Here is a 14,280-nt window from a genome sequence, read left to right on the forward strand (position 1 = left end):
CAATATAAAGTCCCATACCAGTAGATTCTCCGAATGTACGACCGTTTTTCCCAGTGTAAAACGGTTCGAATACTCTTCGAATATCTTCTTGCGGAATACCAACACCTTCATCACGAACTTCTAAAATAATATCTTTTCCGTTTCGGTAAGCGGATAAGAATACTTTCTTTCCGCGCTCACCAGAGTAACGAACAGCATTTGTCATTAACTGATAGATGATAAATTTTAGCCATTTCGCATCAGAGGCAACCTTTAAATCAGAATGAACTTCTAAAACAGGGAAGACCCCGTTTCGAATGAATAGTTCTTTTAATCCATTAATATTTTTTGTTACCGTGTCTTTTAATGAAATCGTCTCAACATGGAAGTCTTCATGGAAGTTATTTAACCTTGCCATGTATAAAGCCATATCGAGTCCTTGATTTAATCGTTCTAATTCTTTTTTGAATTTCGGAATTAAATGTTCATCTTCCATTTCGAGCACCATAAGCTGCATAACAGAAACGGGTGTCTTCATTTGATGCACCCAGTGGTTAATAAATAATTGATGTTCTTGCTGTTTTACTTCGTACGATTGTAGTTCTTTTTGGAATAGACGATACTGCGTGCGCACGAGTTCATTTACACCGTGAGGCATCGGAGCAGTTGCTCTTTCAATAAATGCATCTTCCATTTTTTCTGGTTGTTCACTTAATCTATGGTACATTCTACGATTGCGAACGTAACGGTAAGCGAGGAAACAAATAAATAAGTATAAGCTTAAAACGACGAAGTAAAATTTATTATTTTGAAATCCATCTACTGCATCATAAAGAACGAAAATGATACCGAAGTTTAATACGTACAGTAGAAAAAATGCAAAATGATCACGTAGAAATAGCTTCATGCTTATTCACTCCAAGTTGCGTTAAAACGATACCCAAGTCCGCGCACTGTTTCAATAGCATTTTCAATACCAAGCTCATTGAACTTTTTACGAAGACGCGTAATGTTTACGTTTAATGTGTTTTCTTCAACAAAGCTCTCGTCATCCCAAAGCGCAGCTAACAAATCTTCACGGCTCGCTGTACGAGGGAATTTAGATAATAACATTTCTGCTAAAATAGCTTCTTTCTTCGTTAAAAGAACTTGCTCAGATCCAAAATGAATTTCTGGACGTTCAGGGAATAATTTTAATCCTTCTACTTCAACGATACGTTCAGAAATGTTTGGTGCATAATCACCGTAAATGCGGCGTAATTGACCTTTAATTTTCGCCATTACAACGTCGTAGTGGAACGGTTTCGTAATATAATCATCCGCACCGCTTTCAATCGCCATAATTTGTTCCATCTCACCAGCACGTGCTGAAATGAAAATAATTGGACAAGTAGATTCATGACGTATTTGACGGCACCAGTAGAATCCATCGAATTTCGGTAAGTTTACATCAAGTAAAACAAGATGTGGTTTCACTGTGTTAAACGATTCCATAATATCATCAAAGTTTTCAGTAACAACAGCGTCGTAACCGTACTTTTGAATATGAGATTGCAGTAATGATGAAATATTTGGATCGTCTTCAACGATTAAAATTTTATACATATGTATATTCCTCCTAAAAAAACAATTGTAGCTATAGTGTATCATGTGTTTCAAGTCTTTTCATTAAGTTGAAAGATAAGCTAGTAAACAGTATATGTCAAAAGCGTAGAAAGTAAAAAGGGCTTCTTATATAATTGACAATTAACCGAAATCATTTTAACATTTAGATAAATATCTAAATGTCTAATTAGTGAAGGGAAGAAAGACATTGAATCAAGCATTTAAAGCATTAGCAGATCCAACAAGGCGAAAAATTTTAGATTTATTAAAAGAAGGTGATTTAACCGCTGGTGAGATTGCTGAACATTTCAATATGACAAAGCCAAGTATTTCACACCACTTAAACGCACTTAAAAATGCTGAACTTATTCAAGATGAAAAAAAAGGTCAGTTCGTTATGTACTCTCTAAACACAACTGTATTTCAAGATTTATTAACTTGGGTGTTTACGTTTACGAATAAGGGGGAAGAGGGGAAATGAGAAAACATGTATTTCCGTTATTATTAATTGCTTTAACGATTATTGCATGGTGCGTTGCTTGGCCGAATTTACCAGAAGAAGTTCCGAGTCACTGGAATGTTTCGGGTGAAGTAGATGGACATATGTCTAAAATGGGAGGTATGATTTTTGATGTGGCAATTATGGTTTTTATATATGCTTTATTGACTGTATTGCCTAAGATAGATCCGAAGTATAAGAATTATGATAAGTTTTCTAAGGGGTATAATGTAATAAATTATAGTGTATTGATCTTATTATTTTTAGTAAATATCATTGGAATTGGAGCTGGATTAGGTTATGACATTCCAATGAATAGTACACCGCATATTCTTGTTGGTCTTTTATTTATAGTTATAGGTAACTATTTACCACAATGTAAACCAAATTACTTTGTAGGTATAAAAACACCGTGGACATTAAGTAACGAGGAAGTATGGAGAAAGACACACCGTTTTAGCGGAAAAGTGTTTGTTGTATTAGGGGTTATTATGATTTTAAGTATTTTTGCCCCCGTAGCGTGGAAAGGTTTCCTAATCATTGGAATTATTGTCGGGGCAGTAGGATTAACGATGGGATATTCTTATGTTGCTTATAAAAAAGAACTAAAAATGTAAACAAAGCAGCTTTTCCTTTCAAGGAAAAGCTGCTTTGTTTTTTTATCACTTCTTCAAAACCGGTATCCAAATTTCACTTTTAAAGTTTGGAGAGGATGTATCTTTCTGTTCATTCCACAATATTTCCGGTCCTTCCGCTAGTTCATAGTTTGAGGAAGGAAACCATTCGGAATAAATACGGCCCCATACGTTTTGTAATGTTTCAGGAAATGGGCCGACAGCTTCAAATATAGCCCACGTTGAAGCTGCGACTTCAAGTTGCGCGAATTGCTCTGGACAATCTTTAGTTGTGGCTACTCCAATGTAGTGATCGAGTTCGCCTTTTTCCTCCATTCTGCCTTCAGAAAAGTTAGTAGAAGCACTAATGATTCCATTCGGTGCCATGTTTGAAAGTGACTTTAACGTTTGAATGGACTTTGGATTTAAACTTTTCCACATAGAAGCAATTTCTTCATTTACACCGTTAAATACAATCGGTACTCGTTTTGTAATACCTATAATTCGAAATGGTTCTTTTTCTTCAATTCGATAGTTCATTTCGTTTCCTCCTTGGATGGATAATTGGAAGGTCATTGGTGAATAGGCTTTTAAGGAATGACTACTATTTCGGGCCTCTGAAGGTGTTATGCCGTGTAAGTTTTGAAAGGCGCGAGAGAATGAATCTGGTGAGTTGTATCCATATTTGATAGCGACATCAATGACTTTTGCATCGCTATTTTTTAGTTCAAAAGCAGCGAGAGTAAGACGTCTACAACGAATGTATTCTGATAGTGATATGCCAGCTAGGAAAGAAAACATTCTTTTGAAATGATATTCCGAGCAGTAAGCTAGCTTCGCAACTTTTTTAAAATTAATTTCATTTGTTAAGTTGTTTTCGATATAGCGCATTGCAGCATTCATATTTTTAAGTGAATCCATATTATGACCTCCTCTGTACATAGAATAGCAGGAACGAAATAGCTCCACCCGACATTTCGTGCACAACTTTGTAGGGTACATTTTGTACCTTACAAAATTGTAATGTTCCTGTAAGGAGAATGAATGGATGGCATGATATCCCAATGTTATAGTAACAAAGTACTTTGATTCATTAGGTTAAATTTTGATTTCTTTGCTTACCGGTCTTACATAACTGTCATGTTTGTGTAAGAAACATCGATAGTGGAAAAAGTAGAGAATGTATATAGTGAAAATAGAGAATAGATGAAATGAGGGATGTCGAGATGAAAACAGTGTTAGAAGCAAAAAATATTGAAAAAGTGTATGACACGGGTGGTAATAAATTTGCAGCGTTAAAAGGTATTAACTTACAAGTAAAAGAAGGTGAGTTCGTTGGAATTATGGGACCTTCTGGTTCTGGTAAGACAACTTTACTAAACGTTCTTTCTACAATTGATAATGCGACGAACGGTGAAATTTTAATTGATGGAAAAGATATCGTGAAAATGAATGATGATAAGTTAGCGTTATTCCGCCGCGATCATTTAGGTTTCATTTTCCAAGATTATAACTTATTAGATACGTTAACTGTAAAAGAGAACATTGCGTTACCTCTTGCGTTATCAAAAGTGAAAGCGAGTGAGATTGATCGCCGCGTTCTTGAAATCTCAAAGAAATTCGGTATTGATCATATTTTAAGTCAGTTCCCATATCAAGTATCTGGTGGACAGAAGCAAAGATGTGCGGCATCACGTGCAATCGTTACAAATCCAAGTATGATTTTCGGGGACGAGCCGACTGGAGCGCTTGATTCTAAATCAGCAACAGATTTACTTGAAAGTATGAAGTCGCTAAATGAATATGACAACTCTACAATTTTAATGGTAACGCACGATGCGTTTGCGGCAAGTTACTGTAAACGAGTTATTTTCATTAAAGATGGTGAGTTATATAAAGAATTGCACCGCGGTGAATTAACGCGTAAACAGTTCTTCCAACAAGTCGTTGACGTAATGTCTTCTATTTCCGGAGGTATGGCTGATGACCTTATCTAGCATTGCCCTCCGCAACATACAGCGGAACTTTAAAGACTACTTTGTATATTTTGCATCTATGATTTTTAGTATCGTTATTTACTTTACATTTAAAGCACTGCAATATAATTCACAAATGGAAAAAGCTGCGGAAGCTTCTAAAAAAATTAGTGGAGCTTTCCAAGTTTCCAGTGTCATGCTAATTATATTCGTAGCGGTGTTCATTATATATTCAAACGGTTTCTTTACAAGGAAACGTAAAAAAGAAGTTGGATTATATTCCTTATTAGGTATTCGTAAAAGACAGATCGGTAAAATGCTCTTTTATGAAAATATGTTAATGGGATTAATGTCTTTAATTATCGGAATTGCGATTGGTAGCGTCCTTTCGAAATTATTCCTTGAACTGCTAGTAAGTATGATGGGATTAAACTTAAACGTTCATTTTGAAGTACCGATAGCTGCCATTATTGATACAGCACTTATTTTCTTTGTGATTATTTTGTATACATCACTTCAAGGATATCGTTTAATTTATCGCTTTAAGTTAATTGAACTTTTCCGTGCAGAACGTGAAGGAGAAGCAATGCCAAAAGGATCTGTCATTATGGCATTCATTTCAGTTGTCTTAATCGGTTCAGGTTATTTCTTAGCATTAATGTTCATGAAGGCAGTTAAATATGCAGACTTTATGGCAGTTGCACTTTATATTTTACTAGCAACAGTATTAGGTACGTACTTACTATTTATGTTCTTTACAGTATTCGTATTGAAACGTGCAAGAACGAATAAATCATCGTTTTATAACGGTATGAATATGGTAACGACGTCACAGCTACTATATCGTATTAAAGGAAATGCAAAGTCACTTGCGACAATTTCTATTTTAAGCGCGGTAACATTAACGGCAGTTGGTACATCAGTTACGATGTATTACAACACATTTACACAGTCAAAAGCAGTTGCACCTTACAGTTACTCTTATGAGAAAAAAGATGCAGAGCTTGATAAGAAAGTAAATGCGATTTTTGCAGAAGAGAAGAAAAATCACCCGATCAAAGATCAATTTGAAATTGAGACAGTTCCTGTAAAAGGGAAGTTTGAAGGAGACAAAGTTGATTTCATTCTTAACATGAACTATAGGATTTCAGAGAAATATCAGTTTATGTCTCAGTCAGAATTTAATAAATTTGCTAAAAAAATCGACGCAGAAACAGTGAATGTAGCTGCTGGTGAAGCATTTATATATGATAGTTCGTATATGGAAGGGCATGAGTTTAGTCCAACATATAAAGGAAATAAAACGGTATTCCAAATTGGAAATGAAACGAAGACATTAACAATCAAGGATGCAAATAATACTGCAATTACAAACTTAGGTGAACTAGTTGTTGTCGTTTCAGATGAAATGTATGAACAAGCGAAGCAAGCATTTGGAACACGCGTTGTAAAAAATATTGATGTAAAAGATGAAAAAGATAGTAAAGTGTTAACAGAAAAATTAACAAAAGTGATGCCAGCTGGTGAATCAGAAATGGTACTATCATTTAGAGATTTCTACACTGGTTTCCATATGGGGCTTGAAGGAACAGGACTAATGATGTTTATTGGAATGTTCTTAGGTCTTGTATTCTTACTAGCAACAGGTTCTATCATTTACTTTAAACAATTAACAGAAGCAAATGCTGATCGTGAGCGTTATGTTGTACTTCACAAAATAGGGGTCACAAAACAAGAAATGAAAAAAGCTATCGCCAAACAAGTAAGCTTTATCTTTGCAATTCCGTTAGTGATTGGAATTTTGCACAGCTTATTTGCACTAAAAGGTTTAGCAACACTAATACAATTTGAAATTATGATTCCGCTTCTAATTAGTATCGGAGTATACGGTGTTATTTATATTGGATATTACTTCTTAACGGTTCGTTCTTATTATAAGATTGTGAGTGCGAAGTAATAAAGGAGCAGCTATCGCTATAGGCGATAGCTGTTTTTTATTCTTCATAAAATCTTAAGAAATCTCCTCAATTTTTGTTAAGAAACGATAGTTATACTTAGAAACAAGTTAAAAACTATTGAACGAATGGGGAGATGGTTACATGCAACTCATAACATTCTTACACGAATTTATTAAACATCCGAAACATACTGGTGCAATTGCGCCAAGTTCAAAAATATTAGCAAGAAAAATGGTAGATGTAATTGATTTTCATAGAGCGAAATGCATCGTAGAGTTAGGGCCTGGTACAGGGGTTTTTACGAAGGAGATTATGAAGAGAAAAAAGAAGGAAACAATATTTCTTCTTATTGAAATTAATGAAGTGTTTTGCAAAGAGTTAAAGAGAAAGTTTAAAGATGAGCAGAACGTCATTGTTGTACACGGTTCAGCTGAAAATATAAAGAAGTATATGGAAGAGTTCCATATAGAATGCGTGGATTATGTCTTATCGGGATTACCTTTTACCTCTTTACCAGAAGAAGTTTCAAAACGTATTTTAAACAATGTAATGGAATCGATACATGAGAATGGTAAATTTATTACCTTTCAATATTCACTTGTGAAAAAAGGATTTATACAGCATTTCTTCCCTGAAATTACACTAGAAAAGGTGTGGCTCAATTTCCCACCAGCGTACGTCTTTAGCTGTAAAAAAGAGCTAAGGAGAGCATATGCATAATGGAATTACATGAATTATTATCTTATATTGAACAATACGGTTATTGGGCTTTATTTTTCTGTTTATGGTTAGGTATTATCGGTATGCCAATTCCAGACGAAATGATTGTAATGAGCGGTGGTTTTGTATCATCACTAGGGATATTAAGTGTCATTCCTGCGTTTTTATTAACATATTTAGGTGTTGTATCTGGGCTTTCTTTAGGTTATATATTGGGGAAAATATTTGGTACAAAAGTACTTCATAAGCTAATGAAAAAGAAAAAGGCGAAATATCTTTTGAAATCTCAACAAATGGTAGAGAAATATGGTCATTATGCGTTAGTTACAAGTTACTTCATACCGGTTGTAAGACATATCGTACCGTATGTAGTTGGGATGAATAATATGTCATTTAAGATGTATGCTTTGTATTCTTATACGACAGGATTTGTTTGGACACTCGTTTACTTTATGCTAGGTTCTTTATTTGGGAAACATATTGAAAGTATTGTCGCAGTTGCGATAGAGTATGGTGTGTATTTTGGCGTAATTGTCGTTTTGATTGGCAGTTTGTTTTATGTAAAAAGAAGTGCAGTAGTTAGTAAATAGAGGAGGCTGTTCCAAAATACATTTTTGGACAGCCTCTTTTGTTGTCTCTACTGTCAGTTTTTGTCGGTAAGTCGATATATTGAAAAAATCGTTGATATATTTTGAGTTGTGTTCGATATATTTGAAAAATCGTCGATATAATTTCATGTACCTAGATGTGATGCCAAATTTCTTCTGCATTAAGAAAAAGTTAAGAAACTGTACGAGTTTTTATTAAGAAATGCGCTCTATACTTAGAAATGTCATAAATAAAAACATAATGAAAGGCGGAATATAGATGAAAAGATTTATTTTTGGAGCAATGATTGTTATTGTAGCAGGAGCGGCATATTTATTAAATGGGAGTGCTGCAATTGATCGAATGAATCCGTTTATTGATTTAGAGAATCATTACGCAATTATTGATAATGATGGAAAAGAATTAGGCGGAAATAAAGGCCGTGAGTATACAGTGAAAGCCTATGATGAGAAAGGCGAGTCAAAAGAAGTTACGATTAGTGAGGTTGATGAGTTACCGAAAGGTTCGTATTGGCACGTAATTACAAGAGGGAAGTTTTTACATGATAAAGTGCAAGTAACGATAGATAAAATTCCTGATGGTGCGAAGGTAAAGTTAGGATTGTAAGTATAAACCCGATTCTTGATGAGAGAATCGGGTTTGTTATTTTATAGTAAAATAGAGAGGGGAGGAGTGAGAGTGATGCTACTCATTGTTAGTCTTATATTAATTGGGATTATGTGTAGTATGAGGATAGTATCTTTACATATGATAGAACGCCAAAAAATAGAAGAACGATATGTATATTGTCCAAAATGTGATACGAAAATTAGAAAAGGGAATTCTGCTCCTTTTTGTTCGAAATGTAATTTAATATTTTAACTATATTAAATCCAAAATCATAAGAATTGATTTTGGATTTTTCTTTTTAAGAAAATATTAAGAAACCCCATTACTATTTGTTAAGAAAATGTATTTATACTGAATTCTGTTGCTTAAAGAGAACATCACGAATTATAACAGGAGGTACAGATAGATGAAAATAATGTTAGAAGCGAAAGGGATTTCGAAAATATATGATACAGGCGGAAATACGTTTGAAGCGTTGAAAGATATTCATCTGCAGGTGAAAGAAGGAGAGTTTGTCGGGATTATGGGACCGTCTGGTTCTGGTAAGACGACGCTTTTGAATGTCCTTTCTACTATTGATACGGCTTCAAAGGGTGAGATTTTAATTGACGGAAAAGATATTGTGAAGATGAATGATGATGAATTGGCACTATTTCGCCGTAATCATTTAGGATTCATTTTTCAAGATTATAACTTATTAGATACGTTAACAGTGCGAGAAAATATTGCTCTGCCGCTCGCTTTATCAAAGGTGAAGGCGAAAGAAGTAGAATCTCGCGTTGAGACGATTGCGAAAAATTTTAGAATAGATCATATTTTAAATCAGTATCCGTATGAAGCGTCAGGTGGACAAAAACAACGCTGCGCAGCATCAAGAGCGCTTGTAACAAATCCAAGTATGATTTTTGGAGATGAGCCAACCGGTGCGCTTGATTCAAAGTCAGCGACAGATTTATTAGAAAGTATGAAGACATTGAATGAAAAAGATTTTGTGACGATTTTAATGGTAACGCACGATGCGTTTGCGGCAAGTTATTGTAAACGAGTTGTATTTATTAAAGATGGAAAGTTATATAAAGAATTACATCGTAAAGGGATGACACGAAAACAGTTCTTCCAGCAAATTATGGATATGATGTCTTCCATATCTGGAGGTGCGACAAATGAGCTTATCTAGCATTGCACTTCGTAATATAAAACGAAATTTTAAGGATTATTTTATATACTTTGCCTCTATGATTTTTAGTATTGTCATTTATTTTACGTTTAAGGCGTTGCAATACAATTCACAAATAAGTAAAGCCGGAGATAACATCGGACGAGGATTCCAACTTGCGAGTGTCATGCTTATTATTTTCGCTGCGATATTTATTATATATTCCAATGGTTTCTTTACACGAAAGCGAAAGAAAGAGATAGGTCTTTATTCTTTACTCGGTATTCGAAAGAAAGAAATAGGTAAAATGCTTTTTTATGAAAATATGTTAATGGGTTTATTATCATTAGTAATCGGAATTGTAATTGGTAGTTTACTTTCAAAAGGGTTCCTAGAGTTATTTTTAAATATGTTAGAGCTACATGTAAATGTTCATTTTGAAGTGCCAATTGGAGCGGTTATAGATACAGCAGCTATTTTTTGTTTTATTATTTTATACACGTCGTTTAAAGGATACCGCGTTATTTATCAATTTAAGTTAATCGAGCTATTCCGTGCAGATAACGAAGGCGAAGTCATGCCGAAAGGTTCTAAAATAATGGCTATCATTTCTTTATTATTAATTGGATCAGGTTATTTCTTGTCAGTAACGGCTATTAAAAATTCGAACAATGATAACTTTATGCCACTTGCACTTTACATTTTATTAGCAACAGTACTTGGAACGTATTTATTATTTATGTTCTTTACAGTCTTTGTATTAAAAAGAGGGCGAAACAAAAAATCTTCATTCTATAACGGAATGAAAATGGTGACAACATCTCAATTACTATACCGCATTAAAGGAAATGCAAAATCGTTAGCGACAATTGCAGTATTAAGTGCAGTAACGTTAACAGCGGTTGGAACTTCTGTAACAATGTATTACAACACGTATATACAGGCAAAGAAATATAAACCAGTTAGTTATTCATATGAACTGAAAGATACTCATGTGGATCGTAAAGTAAATAAGATTTTAAAAGAAGAAAAGACTGAAGTCATTCATCAATATGAGTTAGAGACGGTAAAAGTAATAGGAGAATATGGTGATGGAACTTCATTACAATCAAGAACAACAGAAATTATCGCACAATCATCATTTAATACAATCGCAAAATATTTAAATGAAGAAACTGTAGATTTAAAGAAGAACGAGTTGTATGCATTTGATGGCATGTACAGTGAAGGTAAGAGAGATAGTGGCGTATATAAAAATCGAAAAGCTACATTCCCAATTGGAGAAGTAGCACCAGTACAAGTGAAAGATGTACAAGCACAAAACATTACAAACTTATATGAACTTCTAGTTGTTGTTCCAGACGAAGTATATGAGCTAGCAAAGAAGACAATTGGCTCTCATACCGTGAAAAATATTGATGTGAAGGACGAAAGAAATAGTAAAGTATTAACAGAGAAATTAAAGAAAGTAATACCGGAAGAAGATGCAGAAGGTAAAGAACAATTTAGTGATTTCTACACTATTTTCCGTGAAGGCATTGAAATATCAGGTTTAATGATGTTTAGTGGTATGTTCTTAGGACTTGTATTTTTACTTGCAACAGGATCTATCATTTACTTCAAACAATTAACAGAAGCACATGCAGATCGTGAGCGTTACATCGTTCTTCGAAAACTCGGTGTCACGAGAAAAGAAATGAAAAAGGCAATTGCAAAACAAATGAGATTTAACTTCTTCATTCCTTTAGTAGTTGGTATATTACACACTTTATTTGCGCTGAAAGGATTAGCGACAGTTATTCCATATGAAATTGCAGTTCCGTTATTAATTAGCATCGGTGTGTATAGTGTTATTTACATTGGTTATTATTACGTAACGATTTGTTCTTATTTTAGGATTGTTAGTAAATAAAAAATGGATTCAAACTAAAAAAAGCGTAAGAGAACATAGTGTAAATTATGCTCTTTTACGCTTTTTTATCATTATTTATATCCTAAAATATGCTCAATCTCATGCAAACTTAATTTACTTGCCTTAGCAATCGTTTCAAGTGGTATACCAAGATCATACATACTTTTAATCATTTGAATTTTTCCTTGTTGAACCCCTTCTTTTCGCCCTTTTTCTATACCTTGTTCTAAGCCCTTTGCTAAGCCTTTTTCCATGCCTTTTTCCATGCCCCTTTTCATACCTTCTGTCTCTGCATGGGCGAATTTTGCGGCCTCATCCATTAAAACTTTCTCCCTTGCGTCATAGGCTTGTCGGAAAGAGGAATCTTGACTCATACGTTCCCACTTGTTTATTGCTTTTTGTAAAATAGGATCTCGGTTCATAGCAATATCCTCCAATGTTTTAGTTAAGTGTTCATCCTCATTTGCTGAAAGCAATAAAAGCCAACGAACAAATGGATCTTTCCACGGATTTACTTTTTCTTCATTGTATCTAATAATAACTAGAGTATGCAAACAAGCCATTCTTCTATTTTTGAGTAGTATTGTTAGAATGTCACAGGCAAGCATATCTATGTTATACTCTAGTGAAATTGAAAAGTTTATCCGACTTTAATGGGCAGTAAGACCCCCACCGATTAAAGTTTCACTTTATATTGGGATGAAGATGATACATATGCAAACAGATATTTTGAAACTATTAGATAGAAAACAAAGTAACTATGAATTCTTCCAATCAGTAGCCGCTGCAATAAAGAAAAAAGATCCAACCATTATCGTGAATAAGGATTGTAATACGCACTGGAACATTTGAGCGCAATTCACCATTTAAGCTCTGTATTATTTATCTCGCATTAACGGACAGTAAGACCCCCACCTCAAAATGCAGCGGAAGCAAAGAAGTTAGGTGGGGGATGAAGAGAAAAACCACTGAATAAAGTTTCACTTTATTCATGCCAGTTAGCCCATTTAGTATTTAACATATTTTTTTCTTCTTCTGAAATTATATTGTCTTTATACCAAGGCAGATGTTTACATGTAAAATTATCAGCTACCCTTACGGCATTATAAAAACCGTTACTAATAAATTTTTTATTGTAAACAGCAAAAGTCGTATCAATCCCAGCGTTGAAAACTTTAGGGTTATTGTATTTAGTTATAGGAAAAAGCCAATACTGCATTTCCCATTCTGTTACTGTACATTCCTCGTTTGACATGAGGTCCCAGTTGAAATTAGGCGTAGGTATAATGTCTAAAGCAAGTCCGGCTTTAAAGAGTGAAAGCTCAATTGTTAATTGCTTTAAATACTCTAAAAAGTTATCTGGCATTTTTTCATTAAAAGATAAATCAGGATCAGTTACAGCAAAGAAATCTGGAAGTAAATCGAAAAAATAGGGAATTACAAAAAAACGTGGCCCATAGTTCTCTGCATTCTTTACTAAATTATATTTAGTTGATATTTGCTCATAAAAAGCAAGCAAAGCAGGAGCGGTTGAATTATTATCCCAAATCCATATATCTTCATTTTTTATCTTTTTGTTTTCTAATTGTTTTAACATATTTTTTACATAAGTGACATTATTGAAGGCTATCACTATTATAGGAATGTTGGAATTATATTTTAAGTTTTCTATATTAGAAAGACTTAGTTCGTTCTTACATTCGAACATGATTTATAACACCTCCCAGCAAAAATAAAATACACTGCATTAGAAACAACATTCCAATATATGCGTAAGTAAGAGGAATGGAAGCGGTGTGCGGCCTATATATGATGGAAGTAGGAAAAGCAGTTTTGTTAAGGTAGATTGAGTATACGAATAGTGATGAAAGAGGAATTTTTCTAGCTACATGAGAACACGGTAAACGTTAGATAATATTAATGAAAAGGTGATACATGTGCAAAAAGAGATTTTAAGGTTATTAGATAAAAAACAAAGTAACTATGAATTTCCTGCCTTTGATAATGAATATATGGATATTTCACAAGTGAAATTCTCTCTTTTCTTTAAAGATAATAAAGATTGGTTAATGGTATTTCAGGTTGTCGGTGTAGGTTCATTAGGTGTATGTAATGATATTCAAGTATATGGAGATAGAATAAACCATTCAATTGGTGATGATGGAATTTTGCAATTAAATGATGGAGATTATGAATTATTTGATGATGAAGGTAATTTTATACCGGATATTTATAACGGCAGTTTCAAAATTCGCGAGCATCATTTTGAATATCAATTTACAGAAGAAGATTATGTGAATCATGGAATAGAAGTACAAACGATAGAGTCTTATCCAACATATTTCATGCGTATGCTTGCTACTAATGATGAAGCTCGAAAATTAGTATGGTGGGATAAAGAAGAAATTTTAGAAGAGTGCGGTTTAGAAGGTGATTGGGAAGTAGCGTATGAAACGGAAGAATGGAAACATGTTGAAGACGAAAAAGTAAGTGAAAATGAATTCTTCCAATCAGTATCCGCTGCAATAGAGAAGAAAGATCCAAGTGTTATTGTGAATAAGAACGCTAATACACATTGGAAAAATTGGGTGGAGTTTGATTACGAAAACTCATATTAAAATATCTTTCTAATAAAAAAGACGA

15 protein-coding genes and 2 pseudogenes are annotated in these 14,280 nt (G+C 33.9%); 12 read left to right on the forward strand and 5 right to left on the reverse strand.

Annotated features, from left to right (window positions below):
• Both MR083_RS13080 and MR083_RS13085 read right to left on the reverse strand, forming a co-directional pair.
• Positions 1–886 (reverse strand): sensor histidine kinase (locus MR083_RS13080; protein ID WP_242269456.1); only part of this gene is annotated, 886 nt, incomplete at its 3' end.
• Between the two features lie 2 nt (positions 887–888).
• Entirely contained in the window at positions 889–1,584 is a 696-nt protein-coding gene (locus MR083_RS13085) for a response regulator transcription factor (RefSeq protein ID WP_000276733.1), read from the reverse strand.
• Between the two features lie 208 nt (positions 1,585–1,792).
• Here MR083_RS13085 and MR083_RS13090 point away from each other — a divergent pair, with 208 nt between their 5' ends.
• On the forward strand, positions 1,793–2,065 hold the full coding sequence (locus MR083_RS13090) for an autorepressor SdpR family transcription factor (protein ID WP_001070523.1): 273 nt from the start codon (positions 1,793–1,795) through the stop codon (positions 2,063–2,065).
• The gene (locus MR083_RS13095; protein WP_001225597.1) at positions 2,062–2,700 is read left to right on the forward strand and encodes an SdpI family protein; all 639 of its coding nucleotides are present in this window, start codon (positions 2,062–2,064) and stop codon (positions 2,698–2,700) included. The genes MR083_RS13090 and MR083_RS13095 overlap by 4 nt, the downstream gene beginning before the upstream one ends.
• Positions 2,701–2,745: 45 nt before the next feature.
• On the opposite strand, the gene MR083_RS13100 is transcribed toward MR083_RS13095, so the two are convergent.
• A complete protein-coding gene (locus tag MR083_RS13100; protein ID WP_000377724.1) occupies positions 2,746–3,618 on the reverse strand; it encodes an AraC family transcriptional regulator in 873 nt (290 codons plus the stop codon).
• A gap of 305 nt (positions 3,619–3,923) precedes the next feature.
• Between MR083_RS13100 and MR083_RS13105 the strand changes: the two genes are divergently transcribed.
• From MR083_RS13105 to MR083_RS13140, 8 genes are all read left to right on the forward strand, one after another.
• Entirely contained in the window at positions 3,924–4,694 is a 771-nt protein-coding gene (locus MR083_RS13105; protein ID WP_000859654.1) for an ABC transporter ATP-binding protein, read from the forward strand.
• On the forward strand, positions 4,681–6,630 hold the full coding sequence (locus MR083_RS13110) for an ABC transporter permease (RefSeq protein ID WP_000176128.1): 1,950 nt from the start codon (positions 4,681–4,683) through the stop codon (positions 6,628–6,630). Before MR083_RS13105 ends, MR083_RS13110 begins: the two co-directional genes overlap by 14 nt.
• Before the next feature lie 142 nt (positions 6,631–6,772).
• On the forward strand, positions 6,773–7,351 hold the full coding sequence (locus MR083_RS13115; RefSeq protein WP_001176075.1) for a class I SAM-dependent methyltransferase: 579 nt from the start codon (positions 6,773–6,775) through the stop codon (positions 7,349–7,351).
• Positions 7,351–7,941 carry a DedA family protein gene (locus MR083_RS13120; protein WP_073530082.1) on the forward strand — a complete coding sequence of 197 codons (591 nt, stop codon included), beginning with the start codon at positions 7,351–7,353 and terminating at the stop codon, positions 7,939–7,941. The genes MR083_RS13115 and MR083_RS13120 overlap by 1 nt, the downstream gene beginning before the upstream one ends.
• Before the next feature lie 277 nt (positions 7,942–8,218).
• Positions 8,219–8,566 (forward strand): YxeA family protein, encoded by a 348-nt coding sequence (locus MR083_RS13125; RefSeq protein WP_016718761.1) that lies wholly within the window; start codon positions 8,219–8,221, stop codon positions 8,564–8,566.
• Between the two features lie 75 nt (positions 8,567–8,641).
• On the forward strand, positions 8,642–8,821 hold the full coding sequence (locus MR083_RS13130; RefSeq protein WP_000924675.1) for a hypothetical protein: 180 nt from the start codon (positions 8,642–8,644) through the stop codon (positions 8,819–8,821).
• A 154-nt stretch (positions 8,822–8,975) separates the two neighbouring features.
• Positions 8,976–9,746 (forward strand): ABC transporter ATP-binding protein, encoded by a 771-nt coding sequence (locus MR083_RS13135; RefSeq protein ID WP_242269457.1) that lies wholly within the window; start codon positions 8,976–8,978, stop codon positions 9,744–9,746.
• Entirely contained in the window at positions 9,733–11,637 is a 1,905-nt protein-coding gene (locus MR083_RS13140) for an ABC transporter permease (RefSeq protein ID WP_242269458.1), read from the forward strand. The genes MR083_RS13135 and MR083_RS13140 overlap by 14 nt, the downstream gene beginning before the upstream one ends.
• A gap of 71 nt (positions 11,638–11,708) precedes the next feature.
• Here MR083_RS13140 and MR083_RS13145 read toward each other — a convergent pair.
• Positions 11,709–12,170, reverse strand: a pseudogene (locus MR083_RS13145) (Rpn family recombination-promoting nuclease/putative transposase); the annotation flags it as partial.
• A gap of 208 nt (positions 12,171–12,378) precedes the next feature.
• Between MR083_RS13145 and MR083_RS13150 the strand changes: the two are divergent.
• Positions 12,379–12,489, forward strand: a pseudogene (locus tag MR083_RS13150) (DUF7003 family protein); the annotation flags it as partial.
• A gap of 133 nt (positions 12,490–12,622) precedes the next feature.
• Here the strand turns inward: MR083_RS13150 and MR083_RS13155 are convergent.
• A complete protein-coding gene (locus tag MR083_RS13155) occupies positions 12,623–13,345 on the reverse strand; it encodes a glycosyltransferase family protein (RefSeq protein WP_000461062.1) in 723 nt (240 codons plus the stop codon).
• Positions 13,346–13,574: 229 nt separating this feature from the next.
• Between MR083_RS13155 and MR083_RS13160 the strand changes: the two genes are divergently transcribed.
• On the forward strand, positions 13,575–14,255 hold the full coding sequence (locus tag MR083_RS13160; protein ID WP_001168353.1) for a DUF7003 family protein: 681 nt from the start codon (positions 13,575–13,577) through the stop codon (positions 14,253–14,255).
• Positions 14,256–14,280: the final 25 nt, after the last annotated feature.

Origin of the sequence: Bacillus cereus group sp. BfR-BA-01408, assembly GCF_022663305.1 — a bacterium.
Classification (GTDB): Bacteria; Bacillota; Bacilli; order Bacillales; family Bacillaceae_G; genus Bacillus_A; species Bacillus_A pacificus.